We start from the raw sequence: 16,913 nt of genomic DNA, 5'->3' as shown, positions 1-16,913 counted from the left end.
CTCATGTCCCCAGATCTGCGCATCGGCTGCAGCGGATTCAATTATCCCCATTGGCGCGGACCTTTCTACCCCGAACATCTTTCCCAACGGCGCTGGTTCAGCCATTATTTTTCGGTTTTTTCCTGTGTCGAGCTGAATGTTACCTTCTATCGACTCCTACCGGCGCGGACCTTTGAAAAGTGGCATGATGAAACACCCGAGAATTTCGTCTTTGCAGTCAAGGGCAGCCGGTATATCACCCACGTAAAATGGCTGGTCGATCCGGAGGAACCGCTCAGGCGGTTCTTCGACGGCGCTCTGGCGCTGCGCGAAAAGCTCGCTGCAGTGCTCTGGCAACTCCCACCCCATTTTTCCCTGAACCTCGAACGCCTGGACAATTTTCTCCGCTGCTGCAGGAACTACCCGGTACGCCATGTTCTCGAATTCAGGCACGAAAGCTGGGCAACGGACGAGGTGGTCGACCTGTGCCGCCGTCACAATGCAGCCATGTGCCTGGCCGATGCGCCCGGATTCCTGGTCCACGCCCCACTTACCGCCGACTTCGTCTATATCCGCCGCCATGGACTGGAAGGGCGCTACAACAGTTGCTATACCCGTGAGGAACTGGCCGCCGATGCCCGACAGATCCGGTCTTTTTTGACTGGCGGGCGCGATGTGCAGATCTACTTCAACAACGACTACATGGGCTACGCCCCCCAAAACGCCCAGGAACTGACGGCGCTGCTGTCGGTCGGCTGATTCCCTCCATAACGTCCTTCCCGGTCACTTTCCCTTTTTTCTCGTTTGGCATTTTATTTCGCAGCGTATATGCTAGTACGTCAGGCATTTTTACAGGGCAGGCGTATGGGGCATTTGGGCGGAACAGCACGGCACGGCAAAACGGAGGGGCGGAAGGGCGAACACCCGCTCCGGGCGACACGTATCTTGTTCAAAGCGCTGCTGGTGCTGCTGGCATGCTTGTCCTGCCTGGCGCCGCTCTCCCTCCGCGCCGAGGATGGCGAGGCTCCGTCCGCCAAAAGGACGATCGTCGTCGGCGGCGATCCCGATTATCCCCCCTATGAATTTCTGGACAAGAACGGCCAGCCTGCCGGCTACAATGTGGATTTGACCCGCGCGATTGCCGACGTGATGGGCATGAAGGTGGAATTCCGCTTCGGGGGCTGGTCGGAGATGCGTGCCGCCCTCCAGGACGGCAGTCTCGATATCCTGCAGGGCATCTCCTATTCCGACGACCGTTCCCATTCCATCGATTTCTCCCCGCCGCACAACATCGTCTACCATGCCGTTTTCGCCCGCCGCGACACCCCTCCGGTCCGTTCGCTGGAGGAACTGCGCGGCAAGCAGGTGATCGTCTTCAAGGGTGGGATCATGCACGACCTGCTGGTCAAGATGGGATACGGCCCCAACCTCACCCTGACCGCAACCCCGGCCGATGCCCTGCGCATGCTGGCTTCGGGACAGCGGGAGTATGCCGTGGTAGCCATCCTGCCGGGCATGTACCTGATCCGCGAGTTGCATCTGACCAACCTGGTGCCGGTGGCCAAAGGGGTGGTTTCGCAGCGCTACTGTTACGGCGTCAGAAAAGGCAATGCCGAGCTCCTGGCACGCTTCAGCGAAGGGCTGGCGATCCTGATGAAGACCGGCCAGTATCAGGCCATTTACGACAAATGGCTGGGGGTGCAGGAACCGCAGCGGGTATCCTGGGACCGGGTTGTCAGGTACGGACTGATAGTTCTGGTACCGCTGTTCCTGATCCTGATCGGTACGGTGGTCTGGTCGCGGGCCCTGCAGCGGCGGGTGGCGCTGCGCACCGAGGAACTGGCCCGGGAGGTGCAGGAACGCAAGCGTGCCCTGGAAGAGTTGCGCAGCCATCAGGACAGACTGGTCCAGGCCGACAAGATGGCATCCCTGGGGATTCTGGTTTCCGGCGTGGCCCACGAGATCAACAATCCCAACGGGTTGATTCTGCTCAACCTGCCGATCCTCAGGGAAGTGTATGCCGATGCGGGAGAGCTGCTGGAGGCCCGCTATCGCGAACAGGGGGACTTTCTGCTGGGTGGGCTGAGCTATGCCCGCATGCGCCAGGAGGTCCCCCTGATGCTGGAGGAAATGTCGGAAGGGGCCAAGCGCATCAAGCGCATTGTGGAGGACCTGAAGGATTTTGCCCGGCGCGACGATGCCGTCCGCAGGGAGCCTTTTGATCTCAATGCCGTTGTGCAGGCCGCCGTCCGCCTGGTGGAGCCCTCCATCCGGCGGGCCACCACCCGTTTCAACGCAGAGTACGACGAGCACCTCTCCACGATGTGCGGAAATGCGCAGAGGATCGAGCAGGTGGTGGTGAACCTGATCATCAACGCCTGTCAGGCCCTGCCCGATACCGGCCGGAGTATCTCCCTGCGCACGGCCTGCGATCCCCTGACCCTCAGCGCCTCCCTGACGGTCCGTGATGAGGGGACCGGCATCTCACCGGAGCATCTGCCGCACCTGACCGACCCCTTTTTCACCACCAAGCGGGAAACCGGGGGAACCGGACTCGGGCTGTCGATTTCGGCCGGCATCGTCAAGGAACATGGCGGTACGTTGACCTTCGAGTGCCCTCCCGGTGGCGGCACGATCGTGACACTTGTACTTCCCAGTCCGTTAGCAGACTGTTGAAAAACTCCGGTTGTTCAAAAATAGTCAGATCGTCGCATCCGCACAAGGGGGGCTTTCGAGGACGGCAGCGAGATGGCTGTTTTTCAACAACCTGTCAGAGGAAACATCATCATGAGCACAACCCCCTATCCATCTTTCGGCGTGCTGCTGGTGGACGACGAACCGGCCTGGCTCAGGTCGGTGAGCCTCACCCTGGCGCGTTCGGCCGGCATCACCAACGTCGTTACCTGCCAGGACAGCCGCCAGGTAATGGATGTACTTGCCCGGCATGAGATCGGGCTGATCCTGCTGGATCTGACCATGCCCCATCTCAGCGGGGCCGACCTGCTGGCACAGATCGGCGAACTGCATCCGGAGATCGCCACCATCGTGGTGAGCGGCATGAATCAGGTCGAAACGGCGGTCAGTTGCATGCGGCTGGGAGCGTTCGACTATTTCGTCAAAACCGTGGAGGAGGATCGACTGGTGAGCGGTGTCCTGCGCGCCATCCGTTTTCTCAGTCTTGAGCGCGAAAACCGCCAGATGTCGAGCCGATTTCTCTCGGGAGAGCTGCAGCACCCGGAAGCCTTCGGCCGGATCGTGACCTGCGATCGCGCCATGCACACGATCTTCGCCTATATCGAGGCGGTGGCCCAGAGCCCCCAGCCGTTGCTGATCACCGGTGAAAGCGGCGTGGGCAAAGAGCTGGTCGCCCGTGCAGCCCATGCCCTGAGCGGCTGCTCCGGTCCGCTGGTGGCGGTGAACGTGGCCGGTCTGGATGACACCGTTTTTGCCGATACCCTGTTCGGACATGTGCGCGGAGCGTATACCGGCGCGGATCATGCCCGGTCCGGCTTGATCGAGGAGGCGGCCGACGGTACCCTGTTCCTGGATGAGATCGGCGACCTCAGCATCGCCTCGCAGGTCAAGCTGCTGCGCCTGCTGCAGGAAGGGGAGTATTTCCCGCTGGGCAGCGACCGTCCCAAGCGGCTCAAGGCGCGCATAATCGTCGCCACCCATTGCGACCTCGCCGCCCGGGAGGCGGCCGGCTCCTTCCGCCGGGACCTGTACTACCGGTTGCGTACCCATTGCGTGCACGTGCCCCCCCTCAGGGAACGCAGCGCTGATTTGCCGCTCCTGCTGGAGCACTTCCTGGCAGAAGCCGCACGTTCGCTGGGCAAGAAGAAGCCGACTCCCCCCAAGGAACTGCCGCAATTGCTGGCCACCTATCCCTTTCCCGGCAACATCCGCGAGCTCAAGGCCATGGTTTATGATGCGGTCAGTCTGCACAAGGAGCGGATACTTGCCATGGACACCTTTATCAAGGCCATCGGCACCGGACGCCAGGTTGCCCCTGTCCCGGAACGGAACCGCTTCGCCGACCTGGAACGCCTGCCGACTTTTGCCGAGGCGGCCGAAATGCTGGTGGCAGAGGCCATGGCACGTTCCAAGGGCAGCCAGACCATTGCCGCGCGCTTGCTGGGCATCTCCCAGCCGGCCCTCAGCAAGCGTCTGAAGATGGCCAGGAATCTCGATCCGTGATACATCCGTCGGGCGGGATCACCCGGCACGTTGTGCCCAACTCCTTCGTTTCTCGATTGACCGTTTGAATGGTTATAACCGCGGTTATGAATATAACTCCGGTTATAACCGTTGATCCCTCCGATTTATAAGCGGATTGTCCCCGCCTTTCCAATCCCCAGAACCTTCGTTATACCCATTCATATTCCTCTCTAAAGCAGCAAAACCATGTTTCTATACGTTATTTCAGTAACTTGGGTGTGTGTGACTCAATTGGTATTCTATTTGCTGATATGATTTTATAATTCGAGCGAATGAAATGAATCGGAACAGTGCCGGTTTTATACTATTTAGAGTGAGAGGAGAGTTATGAAGGGGAAACGGTTTTATCAGCATCTGTACTTCCAGGTTTTGACGGCAATCTCCATCGGGGTGCTGCTGGGGCATTTCGCGCCCGAGACGGGAGCGGCCATGAAGCCGCTGGGGGACGGGTTCATAAAGCTGATCAAGATGATCATTGCGCCGGTGATCTTCTGCACGGTCGTAACCGGTATCGCCGGCATGGAGGACATGAAGAAGGTCGGACGGGTGGGGGCAAAGGCCCTGTTCTACTTCGAGGTGGTCACTACTCTGGCGCTGGCCATCGGACTGCTGGTGGTCAGCATCATCCAGCCGGGAGTCGGCATGAATGCCGATGTCACCAAGCTGGACACCAAGGCGTTGACAAGCATCACTGCACAGGCCAAATCCCAGGGTGTTGCAGACTTTGTCCTCAACATCATCCCCTCCAGCGTGGTGGATGCCTTTGCCAAAGGGGACATACTCCAGGTGCTGGTGTTTGCGATCCTGTTCGGATTCGCGTTGTCGATGCTGGGTGAACGCGGTAAAGCCGTTTTCAGGCTGATCGACGAGATCTCCCATACCTTGTTCGGCATCGTGGGCATTATCATGAAGGCCGCTCCCATCGGAGCCTTCGGTGCCATGGCGTTCACCATCGGCAAGTTCGGGCTGGGCTCCCTGACCAAGCTGGCCATGCTGATGGGCAGCTTCTACCTGACCTGCCTGCTGTTCATCTTCATCGTGCTGGGAAGCATCGCCAAGCTGTGCGGCTTCAGCATCGTAAAGTTCATCAAGTACATCAAGGAGGAGCTGCTGATCGTGCTGGGAACCTCCTCCTCCGAGTCGGTCCTGCCGCGCATGATGGCCAAGATGGAAAACCTGGGCTGCACGAAATCGGTGGTGGGCCTGGTGATTCCCACCGGTTACTCCTTCAACCTGGACGGCACATCGATCTATCTGACCATGGCGGCGGTTTTCGTGGCCCAGGCAACCAATACCCCCCTGACCCTGACCCAGACCCTGACCATCCTGGGGGTCCTGCTTCTGACTTCCAAGGGAGCAGCCGGGGTAACCGGAAGCGGTTTCGTGACCCTGGCAGCCACCTTCGCAGCCATTCCCACCATACCGGTGGCCGGACTGGCGCTGATTCTGGGGATCGACCGCTTCATGTCCGAGGCGCGTGCTCTCACCAATCTGGTCGGTAACGGTGTAGCCACCGTGGTGGTTTCCCGCTGGGAGAACGAACTCGACCTGAAGCGGATGACGCGAGTGCTGGAGAACGAATCGGAAACAGAGGCCGAGGAGCCGGAAGCCATTATGGAACCTGTCATGGCGGCCGAGGCCGAATAGTCGGTTGCAGTGCAGTCGGGCGCATACTGCCACGTGCGCTCCTTTCAGGGCCGGGATGATTCCCGGCCCTTTTTCTTTGCGCTACCCGACCGTCTTTCTGAAGCGGGCCACTGCCACCGCCAGCACCGCCAGGCCGATGGTGGCCAGGGCCGCCAGTTGCGGCCACAGGACGGCTGTCCCGGTCCCTTTGAGAAAGATGCCCCGGATTACCACCATGTAGAAGCGCAGGGGATTGATCATGGTCAACCACTGCACCGGCATGGGCATGTTTTCGATCGGAAAGGCGAAGCCTGACAGCAGCATGGCGGGAAAGATGATGAAGAAGGAGGTCATCATGGCCTGCTGCTGGGTCTGGCTGACGGTGGAGATCAGCAGTCCGATCCCCAGCGAGCTCATCAGGAACAGGGTGGTGGCAACAAACAGCAGGACCGGACTGCCCTGCATCGGCACGTCGAATACCAGTCGTCCGACGAGGCTGATCAGGGCCACGTCGATATAGCCGATCAGCACGAAGGGGAGCGTCTTGCCGAGGATGAATTCACCTTTGCGGATCGGGGTGACGATCACCTGCTCGATAGTACCGATCTCCTTTTCGCGCACGATCGCCATGGAGGAGAGCAGCATCGTGATCACGAACAGGATGTTGGTGATTACCGCCGGCACGTAAAAGGGGGGGCTGGCAAGGTTGGGATTGAACCACGCGCGGCTGGAGAGTTCCACCCGCCCCGCATTCAGGGCACGATCCGGATGGCGGGCAGCGTAAGAGGATTGAATGCGGTTGTTGAAATCGGTGGTCAGGCGCGCCAAGTAACCGGCCACCACCCCTGCCGTATTGGAATCGCTGGCATCCAGCAGCACCTGTACCGGCGCGGTTTCCCCCCTGCCCAGCTGCTCGCCGAAGCCGTGCTCGATCACCAGCACCACACGCACCGTACCCCGGTCGAGCAGTGTACGTATCTGCCGGTCGTGGGCAATGCGTTCTTTAATCCGGAAGTGGCCGGACGAGGCCATGCTGGTGACGAGCTCCCGGCTTTCTACGCTGTTGTCCCGATCCAGGACCGCAGTGGAGATGTTCCTGATGTCCATGTTTACCGCATAGCCGAAGATCACTGTCTGCAGTGCCGGCAGCACGAACAGCACGATCCGCATGCGCGGGTCGCGCAGGACCTGGATGAACTCCTTGATCAACATGGCTTTCAGCCGTTCGAACATGTCAAAACCTTTTCGCCGCAGAGGACACAGAGAGAATCTCTTAATACCGTCTGCAACCTCATTTCTCCAAAGTTCAGCAGCAATGCCCGCTTTAGCCCGGCACATTTCAGATATGAGAGCACCTGAGCCGAAACGCACTCTCGTAAATCGCTTCAAGCAGCCCCGTGCCAAGGAGTCTGTTGACCTCAATGGCTGCGGCTATAATCTCTGTTCGGTCAGCTTGTCGCTCATGCTTTTCTCTGTGTCTCTGTGTCCCCTGTGTCTAACCGATTTTCTTTTTGAACTTCCTCACCGCCACAGTCATTACGATTATCCCGAAGGCGGCCAGAAACAGCGCCTCGGGCCAGAGAATCTCCAGCCCCACATCCTTGAGATAGACCCCTCTGAGAATATAGACGAAGTAGCGGGCCGTGATGATGCGGGTCACGGTCTGAATCGGCAGCGGCATGTTTTCGATCGGAAAGATGAATCCCGACAGCAGGAAAGCCGGCAGCACGGTGGTGACGATGGCAAGTTGGCTGGCCAGCAGTTGATTTTTGGCAATGATGCTGATCAGCATGCCGAAGGAGAGCGCCCCGAACAGGAACAGCACTGCCAGCGGGACCAGCAGTACCAGGCTGCCGCGCAGCGGTATGTCGAACACGAACCTGCCCACCACCATGCAGAGCACCAGGTCAAGCATGCCGATGCAGAAATAGGGGGCCAGCTTTCCCAGGATCAGTTCGCTGCCCGAAAGCGGGGTCGCCACCAACTGCTCCATGGTGCCGGTCTCCCATTCGCGGGACATGGAGAGCGATGTCAGAATGGCGGCCATGATCATCATCACCACGGCGATCAGGCCGGGAAAGATGAAATTGCGGGAGGCCATGTCGGCGTTGAACCAGAAACGGGGCCGCAGCTCCAAGGCGGGCAGGACTTTGCCACCTCCGTCGGCCTCGGACGATCCCGCTTCGGAGAGAGGCGTGATGCCGCCTGACCTCCCGATCCGCTTCAGGACCACGTCCCGGGAATAGGTGGCTGTCGTGGCCTCGGCATAGCCAAGGGCAATGGTGGCAGTGTTGGGATCGCTGCCGTCCACGATGGCCTGTACGGCCGCCGTTCCTCCCTGTGACAGCCGGCGGTCGAAATCCACGGGTATTATCAGGGCGATCAGCGCCTCGCGGCGGTCGATGGCCCGCTCTATCTCCCGGTAGTTGTCGACGCTCAGGCGCAGGTCGAAATAGCGCGAACCGGCGAAGCGGCTGATCAGCTCGCGGCTCCCGGCTGTCCCGGCCTGATCCCAGACCGCCAGCGCCACCCGGTCCACGTCGAGGGTCAGAGCATAACCGAAGAGAAACAGCAGCAGCATCGGAATGCCGATCCCCATCATCAGGCTGCGGGGGTCGCGCAGCACATGCAGGAATTCTTTTCGGGCTACGGTTTTAAGGCGTCGAAGGTTCATGAAGTCATTTCTGCTACAGAGGGTCCAGAGGACACAGAGAGCCTTGTTTCTCTTGTTGTTCGATTTCCTCTGTGCTCTCTGTGTCCTCTGCGGCTAATCGCCTTTTTTGTCTCTCTCCTCGATCAACTCGATGAACACATCTTCCAGGCTGGGCAGTTCCTCTCCAGTTGCCTGGGCACGTTTCAATTCCTGCGGCGATCCGACCGCAACCAACTCGCCTCGATAGATCATGGCCAACCTGTCGCAGTACTCGGCCTCTTCCATATAGTGGGTGGTAACGAAAACCGTGACCCCTCCGGCTGCCAGAGAGCGGATCAATTCCCAGAACTTCCGGCGGGACAGAGGATCCACCCCTGAGGTCGGTTCGTCCAGGAACACGATCGCGGGCTCGTGCAGGATGGCGCAGCCCAGGGCCAGGCGCTGACGCCAGCCGCCGGACAGCTCCCCCGCCTTGGAGGTGCGCCGCTCGGTCAGTCCGGCCATCTCCACCACCCATTCGGTGCGCTCCCGCCACCTGGCCTGCGGCAAGCGGTAGACACCGGCATAGAAGGCGATGTTCTCCTCCACGGTCAGATCTTCGTAAAGCGAGAAACGCTGGCTCATGTAACCGATGTTTTCCTTGATCCGTTCCGGTTGGGAGACGATGTCGAACCCGGCCACGGTTCCTTTGCCCGAGGTGGGGGTGAGGATGCCGCACAGCATGCGGATGGTGGTGGATTTCCCGGCGCCGTTGGGGCCCAGGAACCCGAAGATCTCGCCCCTGTCAACGGTAAGACTGACGCCGTCCACGGCAGTGAAGTCGCCGAACCGTTTGGTGAGATGGTCCAGAGCAACGGCGGGTTCCATGCCTCCCCCTTTGACAAAGGACCCAAAAGGGCCTGAAGGGGATTGAGAGGGATGTGCCTGTTGCGACAGGGGTGAAATCCCCCCCGGCCCCCCTTTTGTAAAGGGGGGTGAAGGTTTGCCCCCGATCGCTGCGATAACCACCTCTTCCAGCGATTGCGCACCCTGTCCGGTCAGCTCGGCCGGGGTGCCGCAGGCGATCAGACGGCCGTCATGGATCAGTCCCACCCGGTCGCAGCGCCCCGCTTCATCCAGATAGGCGGTGGTCACGACAATGGTGACCCCTTCCATGTGCAGATCGCGTAAGACGCGCCAGAAGTCGCGCCGTGAGACAGGATCGACGCCGTTGGTCGGTTCGTCCAGAAGCAGCAGCCTGGGTTTGTGGATCAATGCGCAGCACAGCCCCAGTTTCTGTTTCATGCCGTCGGACAGGCGGCCGGCCTGGCGTCCGGCAAACGGGGCCAGACCGCTGAAGTCGAGCAGCCGCTCCGTGCGCTCCCGGCGCTCGGCCCCGGTCACGTCGAAGAGATCGGCATAGAAGGCGATGTTTTCGGAAACGCTCAGATCGGGATACAGCCCGAAACGCTGGCTCATGTAGCCGATTTCCGACTTGATCCGCTCGGCCTGCGACGGCAGGGGGTGTCCCAGGACGGTCAAGCGGCCGTCATCGGGATCGAGGATCCCGGCCAGCATCCGCAGGGTGGTGGTCTTGCCGGCCCCGTCCGAGCCGATCAGTCCGAACAGTTCGCCGGCAGGTACCTCCAGTGTCAGGCCGCTCACGGCGGTCCTGTCACCGAAACGGCGGGTGAGATTTTCGGCAATCACTGTCATGACATACCTTGAAATGTGTCACAGAAATCGGGGGGAGCCGGAGGAACGTCGGAACGGCTATTCAGGCGGAGATGAACACGCGATACGGACAAGGCACGTACGGTAGGGAAGTATTTCCGCATTTCCTGGCGAGTGCGCCTGCAACCCGCTTATCCTGCGTATCCCTGCTGAACGGCCTTTTGATGCCGTGCGCCTTCATGGTTTTTGCCCTCGTCGCCGGTTTCGATGACCGCATCGGCCGGCATGCCCGGCTTGAGCTCCATGGCAGGATTGGCCAGGATGATCTTGATGCGGTAGACCAGCTTGACACGCTCTTTTTCGGTTTGAACGTTTTTGGGGGTGAATTCGGCCTGGGCCGATATGAAGCTGACCCGCCCTTCAAAAAACCGCCCCGGCCAGCTGTCCACCGTCACACGGGCCTTTTGCCCCACTTTGACCCGGCCCAACTGGTCCTCGGGGATGTAGGCCCGCAGCCAGGGCTGGTCCAGTTTGCCGACGGTCACCACCGCGCTTCCGGGGGCCAATTGTTCGCCCGGTTCGGCCTGCTTGACCAGCACCTGCCCGGCAAGAGGGGAGAACAGCATGCTCTGTGCGAGACGCGTTTCCGACAACGTCAGGGCAGCTGTCGAGGCCGCCACCCGCGCCCGGGCCTGGCGTACGGCGTCCGGCCGCGCACCGGCCTGGAGCAGCTTCAGGTGCTGTTCCGCCTCGCGTACGGCAGCAGCCGACGAGTCCCGTCCGGCCCGGGCCGCTTCCAGCTCCTTGAGCGGGATCACCTCGCGACGGTACAGACCTTCGGCCCTGTCGGCATCCCGTGCCAGCCGTTCCGCCTCGGCCTTGAACCGTGCCAGAGCGGCCGCGCCCTGAGCGATCTCCTCCTGTCTGCTGCCCGCCTCCAGATCGGCCAGGCCGGCTTCGGCCGCACGCAGCTCGGCCGAGCGGGTATTGCGCTCTTCCTGCAGTTCGTCCGCTTCCAGACGGGCCACAAGCTGGCCGGCCCTCACCACGTCCCCTTCGTCAACCAATCGCTGGGTCAAACGTCCCGGTACCTTGAAGGAGAGTTCCACCGTGGTGGCTTCGATGGCTCCCGACACTTTCAGGCCGTGGGGCTCTTCCCGGCCGATACGTCTGGTGAAAAAGACTGCCGCGCCAGCGATCAGTAGGATCAGCAGCGTGATGAGGATTTTTTTATTCATGCCTGGCCTTTTGATTCTGAATTATGCATTCGACATGAGGGCAAGGGTGCCCCGGCAATGAAGAATTTTAGATGTATATCATTAAGCTGTCGTGTGTGTCCTGCGCGTCGCCGGTTCACGGCCCGACGTGTCCGGGAGGCTGCAGCCCGGCTGCCGCTTCGGGCGGTGCCGGGAGTGTGTCGGCTCCGGCAAGATTAGAAACTACACTACGTAATGCCTGCTCTTTTCTCGTCTGTCAAGCGATCTGGCATACTCGGGAGCAACTTGCTGCTGCATTTCTATCGATAAGCTGCTATAGTACCAGACCGGATGATCCGCTGAAGAGGAGTTGCCGATGGAAATGATGCTTGGCCCTGTTGAGGTACGGGTGCTCGGCTGCCTGATCGAGAAAGAATTAACCACGCCGGAATATTATCCCCTTTCGCTGAATTCGCTCACCAATGCCTGCAACCAAAAATCCAACCGCGATCCGCTCATGATGCTCGACGATGATTCAGTGGTACGTGCCCTGGAGAGTTTGCGTTTCAAGCAATTGGCCGTGGTTTCGGCCGATGGGGGACGGGTGCCGAAGTACCGCCATCTTGCAGCCGAGAAGCTGCAGCTGCTTCCGGGGGAGTTGGCCCTGGTCTGCGAACTGCTGGTACGAGGCCCCCAGACCCTCGGTGAATTGCGGGGGCGCGCGGAACGCATGCATCCCTTTGCAGACACGGCGGCCGTGGAGGATGTACTGCGGGAGCTGATGGAGCGGGAATCCCCCCTGGTTGCCCGGCTTCCCCGTCAAACAGGGCGCAAGGAAGCACGCTATGCCCATCTGTTTTGCGGCCAGCCTGAGATTGCGGCGGAAGAACAGTCCCCGGCCCCGGAAGCGGCCCGTCTGCGGGTGATGGCGGAAAACGAACGTATCACCCGCCTGGAAACGGAGGTTGCCTCCCTGCGCGAGGAAGTCGCTTCCCTGCGGCAGATGGTCGAGGAATTCAAGGGGCAGTTCGAGTAGGTCATGTGGCTTGATCCCGACAGGATAGCACTCTTGCTGAACGGGCAGACGCCTGGGGCATCGTCTGCGGATCGGCGCACCCGGGCCGCGGTTGCCATGATTCTGAGGAACAGCGACCAGGGCCTGGAGGTATTGCTGATCCAGCGTGCCGCCCATGAACTCGATCCCTGGTCAGGGCATCTGGCCTTTCCGGGAGGCAAGGTGGAGAGCGGGGAGAAACCACGCACCGCCGCCGAACGGGAAACGCTGGAGGAGGTCGGCATCGATCTGCAGCAGGCCATGTATCTCGGGCCTCTGGGGGAGATAACCGGTCTGACGTTGCCGGTGCGGGTATCGGGATACGTTTATTTCCTCCGGACCGAGGGCGTTCCGGTGTTGAACGAAGAGGTCTTTGCCTCGTTCTGGGTCCCCCTCGATACCCTGATGTCGCCGGATCGCCACGTTTCCGCACCGGTCTTTTTCGACGGCGAGGCCCACCAGGTGCCGGCCATCCGGCTCCCGTACGCCGATACGCCGGTGCTGTGGGGGTTGACCTACAGACTGGTGATGCAATTCATCGACATCTGCAGGTTTGGCTGAAGCGATTCGGTTCATTTTTGATTCTTGCGAGGTGATCGTGTGCTGACTGCTTCCATCGCCGCCGTCCTTCTGTTGATGTTGGTTGTTTTAACGGTGAGGTTCACGGGCATCAAGCGCGTTCTCCAGCAGCGCGAGGCAGAACTGGAGAGCAGCAAGGAGGAGGTGCGCCGCTCCCATAAGGAGCTGGAGCGCAGGGTGGGGGAACGCACCGAGAGCATGGTGCAGGCGGTGCTGGCCCTGGAGAAGGCCAAGGAACGCTATGCGCTGGCAGTGGAAGCTTCCAACGACGGCATCTGGGACTGTGATCTGCAGACCGGAAAGGTCTTTCTCTCACCACGTTGGAAGAGCATGCTCGGTTATGGAGACGACGATATTCAAGACACCTCGAAAGAATTCTGGAAAGGCCTGATCCATCCGGCCGATTACCAGAGAACCATGGATGCGTTCAACGATTACCTGGAAGGGCGGATTCCGGAATATGAGCTGGAATACCGACTACGGCAGAAGGATGGCAGCTATCGATGGATTCTGACCCGCGGCGCCTGCTGCCGCGACAGCGAAGGCAAGCCCTATCGCATGGCCGGGTCCCATACCGATATCAGCAGACGCAAATTGGCGGAACAGGCCCTGGCCCAGGAAAGCGCCAGGACGATCCGGGCACTGGAAGCATTGCGTGAAAAGGAGCAGATGCTGCTGCACCAGAGCCGCCAGGCCGCCATGGGGGAAATGATCGGGAATATAGCCCACCAATGGCGTCAGCCACTGAACACCTTGGGGCTCCTGATTCAGCAGGCGCCTCTCTTTTTTGATCTCGGCGAGCTCGACCGGGAGTTCCTGGCGGAGAACACCCAAAAGTCGATGGAGATCATCCAGCACATGTCCAAGACGATCGATGATTTCCGGAACTATTTTCAGCCGGACAAGGCACGGGTCGAGTTCAAGGTGCACGATGTGATAACCAGCACCCTGTCGATGATGGAGGGAAGCTTCAAAAGCCATCAGATCGCGGTTGAGACGGTCGTGCAGGATGATCTGGTCCTGCACGGATTTCCGAACGAATTTTCGCAGGTACTGCTCAACATCCTCAACAATGCCAAGGATGTTGTCAGCGAGAGGAAGGTCAGAAATCCCAAGGTGGCGGTCGTGCTGTGCCGCGAAAACGACAATTCCGTTGTGACCATAACCGATAATGCCGGCGGCATCCCCGAGAACATCATCGGCAAGATTTTCGACCCCTATTTCACCACCAAAGGACCCCAGTATGGCACCGGCGTCGGCCTGTTCATGTCCAAGACCATCATCGAAAAGAACATGGGGGGCAGGCTGACTGCCAGAAACAGGGATGGCGGGGCAGAGTTCAGAATAGAACTCTGAGGCCCGCCTCCCGATATGATGCCGTTTTTGTCGCGGATTCCCGAAATCAGTCCTTGATCCGCTTCAGCAGCCAGGCCATATTCACCCCCAGCTCCCGCATCGTTTTGATTCCTTCCTCATCCTGTTCCACATCCCCGATATTGCGGCCCACGCCGATGTTCCAATAGTTCGAGCCGGGAATGATCATCTGGCCGATGGTGAAGAAGTGGTTGATGCCGTCGAAGACGTGAATGGCTCCGGCCCGTCTGACCGCCACAACCGCTGCGCCGGCCTTGCGTTTGAACATGTCGCCGTTTGCCCGCGATACCATGCCGCAACGGTCGATCAGGGCCTTGGTTTCGGGGGTCATGGCAGCGAAATAGGTCGGCGAACCGATGATGATGCCGTCGGAGGCCCGCATTTTCTCGATGTAGTTGTTGACCGGGTCGTCATCCACGGCACAACGCCCATCCTTGGCTCCGAAGCATTTGTAGCAGGCGATGCAGCCGTGGATCCGGCCCCCTCCCACCTGTACCACTTCCGTTTCAATGCCTTCCTCTTTCAGGGACTGAAGCACATGGCCGATCAGCAGGGCAGTGTTGCCGTCAGGCCGGGGACTGCCGTTGAATGCGGTAACTTTCATGCGGACCTCCATAAAAATTGAATCGTGCGTTACCGAAAGTGGTAACAAATCATGCCCGGTGCGTCAAGGCCTCTCCCGACCACCATCTGAAGGGCCCGAATTTTCCGCGATTCTTTACTCCGGTGATGTATCATGATATACACACGCCTAGTAAAGGCACTATGCGCTTGAAGAACGACAGTGAGAGGTAATATTCCGTGGGATGCCGGAAGAACGATATCGAGCTTGGAGCGAACCTCTGGTTTCAGAAGTCGGACCGCCGGTATCTCGGTGGGGAACGCATCTATCTGCTTGAGAAAATCGACGAACTGGGCTCGATCACCAAGGCGGCCCGCTCTGTCGGTATCAGCTACAAAACCGCTTGGGATGCCGTGAATGCGATTAACAACCTGTCCGGAAAGCCTCTGGTCGAACGGCAGACAGGTGGGAAAGGGGGTGGAGGAGCCAGACTGACACAGGAAGGAAAGAGAATTGTCGATCAATTCCGAGTAGTTCAGGAAGAGCATCGAAAATATTTGGTAAACTTGGAAGAGAGGTTGGGAGACATAAGCGGTCTCGACAAATTCTTGAGGAGGATAGCCATGAAAGTCAGTGCTCGCAACGTTTTCGCCGGTACGGTCAGCAAAATCACCAAAGGGGCGGTCAATGCCGAGGTTTCGCTCACCATAGGAGGGGGAGCGATAGTGGTCGCCACTGTCACCAACGGCGCCGTCGACAATCTCGGTCTCAAGGAAGGGATGGATGCCTATGCCATCATCAAGGCAAGTTCCGTAATCATCGGCACCGATCTGCACGATGCCACGGTCAGCGCTCGCAATATTTTCTGCGGCACCGTTTCCAAGATCATCGAGGGTCCGGTGAGCACGGAGGTGGATGTGGAGATCGGCGGCGGCAATACGATAAGTGCCGTCATCACCCATGAAAGCTCAACGCGGCTGGACCTGAAAACCGGTGGCCACGCCTGTGCCCTGTTCAAGGCATCCAGCGTCATTCTCGGCGTAAGCTGATCGCCGACACATAGAAGAGGCACCAAAGATGCTGTCTCTTTTCTTTTGATATACGTTATATTCCTGCTAATATAGCGAACGATCACAAGGAATGGGATATGCTCGTTACACTGCCTGCATCAGACATTGAACGTTTTATCGAAGAAGATCTCCCCTACGGCGACCTGACCACCCACCTGCTGAATATTGGCAGCCGGGAGGGGTGCATCACGTTTGCTACCCGCCATGAAACCACCCTCTGCTGTACCGAAGAAGCCGCCCAGGTGCTTTCCCGCTGTGGCGCCAGGCTGACCTCCTGCATGCCAAGCGGCACGCTGCTGAGCCAGGGCATGGAGTTTCTGACAGCCACAGGACCGACACACGCGCTTCACGCCGGCTGGAAAGTGGCATTGAACCTTCTGGAATATGCTTCCGGAATAGCCACGCGAACCAGAAAAATCGTCGACGCGGCCAGAACGGTCAATCCGGCCATCACCGTTTTGACGACACGCAAATCGTTTCCCGGAACCAAAAAAACGGCCATCAAGGCCATAAGCGCCGGAGGCGCATTGCCGCACCGCCTCGGATTATCGGAGTCGATCCTGGTGTTCAGGCAGCATACCGCCTTTGCCGGCGGCCTGGATGTCTTTCTGCGTACGCTGCCCGATCTCCGGGTACGGGCGCCGGAACACAAGATTATCGTCGAGGCGGACACCGCCGATGAGGCTCTCATGATTGCCCGGGCCGGCGCCGATATCGTGCAGGTGGACAAATTGCCGTCCCAGGAATTGAAGGTTCTGGTCGAGACGATACGCGGCATCGACAGAACGGTGAAAATATCGGCTGCCGGCGGCATCCACGAAGCAAATGCGTCGGACTATGCCGCCACCGGCGTCGATATGCTGGTCCTGTCATCGGTCTATTTCGGCAAACCGGCGGACATCTCGGTAACCATTACCCCCTGCGGGACAAACTGATCACCAAGGAGAGA

15 protein-coding genes and 1 pseudogene are annotated in these 16,913 nt (G+C 59.5%); 9 read left to right on the top strand and 7 right to left on the bottom strand.

The features are described 5' to 3' along the window. Nucleotides 1-3: 3 nt before the first annotated feature. The 4 genes from GSVR_RS17890 to GSVR_RS17875 all read left to right on the top strand — a co-directional run bounded on the left by GSVR_RS17890 (nucleotide 4) and on the right by GSVR_RS17875 (nucleotide 5,844). Nucleotides 4-738 (top strand): DUF72 domain-containing protein, encoded by a 735-nt coding sequence (locus tag GSVR_RS17890; protein WP_173200217.1) that lies wholly within the window; start codon nucleotides 4-6, stop codon nucleotides 736-738. Between the two features lie 105 nt (nucleotides 739-843). Further along, a complete protein-coding gene (locus tag GSVR_RS17885) occupies nucleotides 844-2,655 on the top strand; it encodes a transporter substrate-binding domain-containing protein (protein ID WP_173200215.1) in 1,812 nt (603 codons plus the stop codon). Nucleotides 2,656-2,766: 111 nt separating this feature from the next. Further along, nucleotides 2,767-4,176 (top strand): sigma-54 dependent transcriptional regulator, encoded by a 1,410-nt coding sequence (locus GSVR_RS17880; RefSeq protein WP_173200213.1) that lies wholly within the window; start codon nucleotides 2,767-2,769, stop codon nucleotides 4,174-4,176. 348 nt (nucleotides 4,177-4,524) lie between these two features. Beyond that, the gene (locus GSVR_RS17875; protein WP_173200211.1) at nucleotides 4,525-5,844 is read left to right on the top strand and encodes a dicarboxylate/amino acid:cation symporter; all 1,320 of its coding nucleotides are present in this window, start codon (nucleotides 4,525-4,527) and stop codon (nucleotides 5,842-5,844) included. 81 nt (nucleotides 5,845-5,925) lie between these two features. Here GSVR_RS17875 and GSVR_RS17870 read toward each other — a convergent pair whose 3' ends face one another. The 6 genes and pseudogenes from GSVR_RS17870 to GSVR_RS17845 form a co-directional block, all read right to left on the bottom strand. Beyond that, on the bottom strand, nucleotides 5,926-7,056 hold the full coding sequence (locus GSVR_RS17870; protein ID WP_173200209.1) for an ABC transporter permease: 1,131 nt from the start codon (nucleotides 7,054-7,056) through the stop codon (nucleotides 5,926-5,928). Then, nucleotides 7,041-7,178 (bottom strand): hypothetical protein, encoded by a 138-nt coding sequence (locus GSVR_RS22455; protein WP_203978717.1) that lies wholly within the window; start codon nucleotides 7,176-7,178, stop codon nucleotides 7,041-7,043. Before GSVR_RS22455 ends, GSVR_RS17870 begins: the two co-directional genes overlap by 16 nt. Then, a pseudogene (locus GSVR_RS22450) lies at nucleotides 7,163-7,264 on the bottom strand (GxxExxY protein); the annotation flags it as partial. The pseudogene GSVR_RS22450 and the gene GSVR_RS22455, both read right to left, overlap by 16 nt. A gap of 54 nt (nucleotides 7,265-7,318) precedes the next feature. Then, complete coding sequence (locus GSVR_RS17855) at nucleotides 7,319-8,497, bottom strand: ABC transporter permease (protein WP_173200207.1); 1,179 nt, start codon at nucleotides 8,495-8,497, stop codon at nucleotides 7,319-7,321. A 93-nt stretch (nucleotides 8,498-8,590) separates the two neighbouring features. Beyond that, nucleotides 8,591-10,171 carry an ATP-binding cassette domain-containing protein gene (locus tag GSVR_RS17850; RefSeq protein ID WP_173200205.1) on the bottom strand — a complete coding sequence of 527 codons (1,581 nt, stop codon included), beginning with the start codon at nucleotides 10,169-10,171 and terminating at the stop codon, nucleotides 8,591-8,593. A gap of 149 nt (nucleotides 10,172-10,320) precedes the next feature. Further along, nucleotides 10,321-11,367, bottom strand: a complete 1,047-nt coding sequence (locus GSVR_RS17845) for an efflux RND transporter periplasmic adaptor subunit (RefSeq protein WP_173200203.1) — start codon at nucleotides 11,365-11,367, stop codon at nucleotides 10,321-10,323. 334 nt (nucleotides 11,368-11,701) lie between these two features. On the opposite strand from GSVR_RS17845, the gene GSVR_RS17840 reads away from it, so the two are divergent. The 3 genes from GSVR_RS17840 to GSVR_RS17830 are packed head-to-tail and all read left to right on the top strand — an operon-like array spanning nucleotide 11,702 to nucleotide 14,314. Next, on the top strand, nucleotides 11,702-12,361 hold the full coding sequence (locus tag GSVR_RS17840; protein WP_173200202.1) for a YceH family protein: 660 nt from the start codon (nucleotides 11,702-11,704) through the stop codon (nucleotides 12,359-12,361). Nucleotides 12,362-12,394: 33 nt separating this feature from the next. Further along, nucleotides 12,395-12,940, top strand: a complete 546-nt coding sequence (locus GSVR_RS17835; RefSeq protein ID WP_239077376.1) for a CoA pyrophosphatase — start codon at nucleotides 12,395-12,397, stop codon at nucleotides 12,938-12,940. Nucleotides 12,941-12,979: 39 nt separating this feature from the next. Then, on the top strand, nucleotides 12,980-14,314 hold the full coding sequence (locus GSVR_RS17830) for a PAS domain-containing protein (RefSeq protein WP_173200198.1): 1,335 nt from the start codon (nucleotides 12,980-12,982) through the stop codon (nucleotides 14,312-14,314). A gap of 46 nt (nucleotides 14,315-14,360) precedes the next feature. Here GSVR_RS17830 and GSVR_RS17825 read toward each other — a convergent pair whose 3' ends face one another. Next, a complete protein-coding gene (locus GSVR_RS17825) occupies nucleotides 14,361-14,936 on the bottom strand; it encodes a flavodoxin family protein (RefSeq protein ID WP_173200197.1) in 576 nt (191 codons plus the stop codon). Nucleotides 14,937-15,133: 197 nt separating this feature from the next. On the opposite strand from GSVR_RS17825, the gene GSVR_RS17820 reads away from it, so the two are divergent. Further along, nucleotides 15,134-15,943, top strand: a complete 810-nt coding sequence (locus tag GSVR_RS17820; protein ID WP_239077375.1) for a TOBE domain-containing protein — start codon at nucleotides 15,134-15,136, stop codon at nucleotides 15,941-15,943. A gap of 98 nt (nucleotides 15,944-16,041) precedes the next feature. Next, nucleotides 16,042-16,899 carry a ModD protein gene (gene modD / locus GSVR_RS17815; protein ID WP_173200195.1) on the top strand — a complete coding sequence of 286 codons (858 nt, stop codon included), beginning with the start codon at nucleotides 16,042-16,044 and terminating at the stop codon, nucleotides 16,897-16,899. Nucleotides 16,900-16,913: the final 14 nt, after the last annotated feature.

The sequence above is a fragment of the Geobacter sp. SVR genome, assembly GCF_016865365.1.
Taxonomy (GTDB): Bacteria; Desulfobacterota; Desulfuromonadia; order Geobacterales; family Pseudopelobacteraceae; genus Pelotalea.
This window is presented reverse-complemented; position numbering and strand designations above follow the sequence as displayed.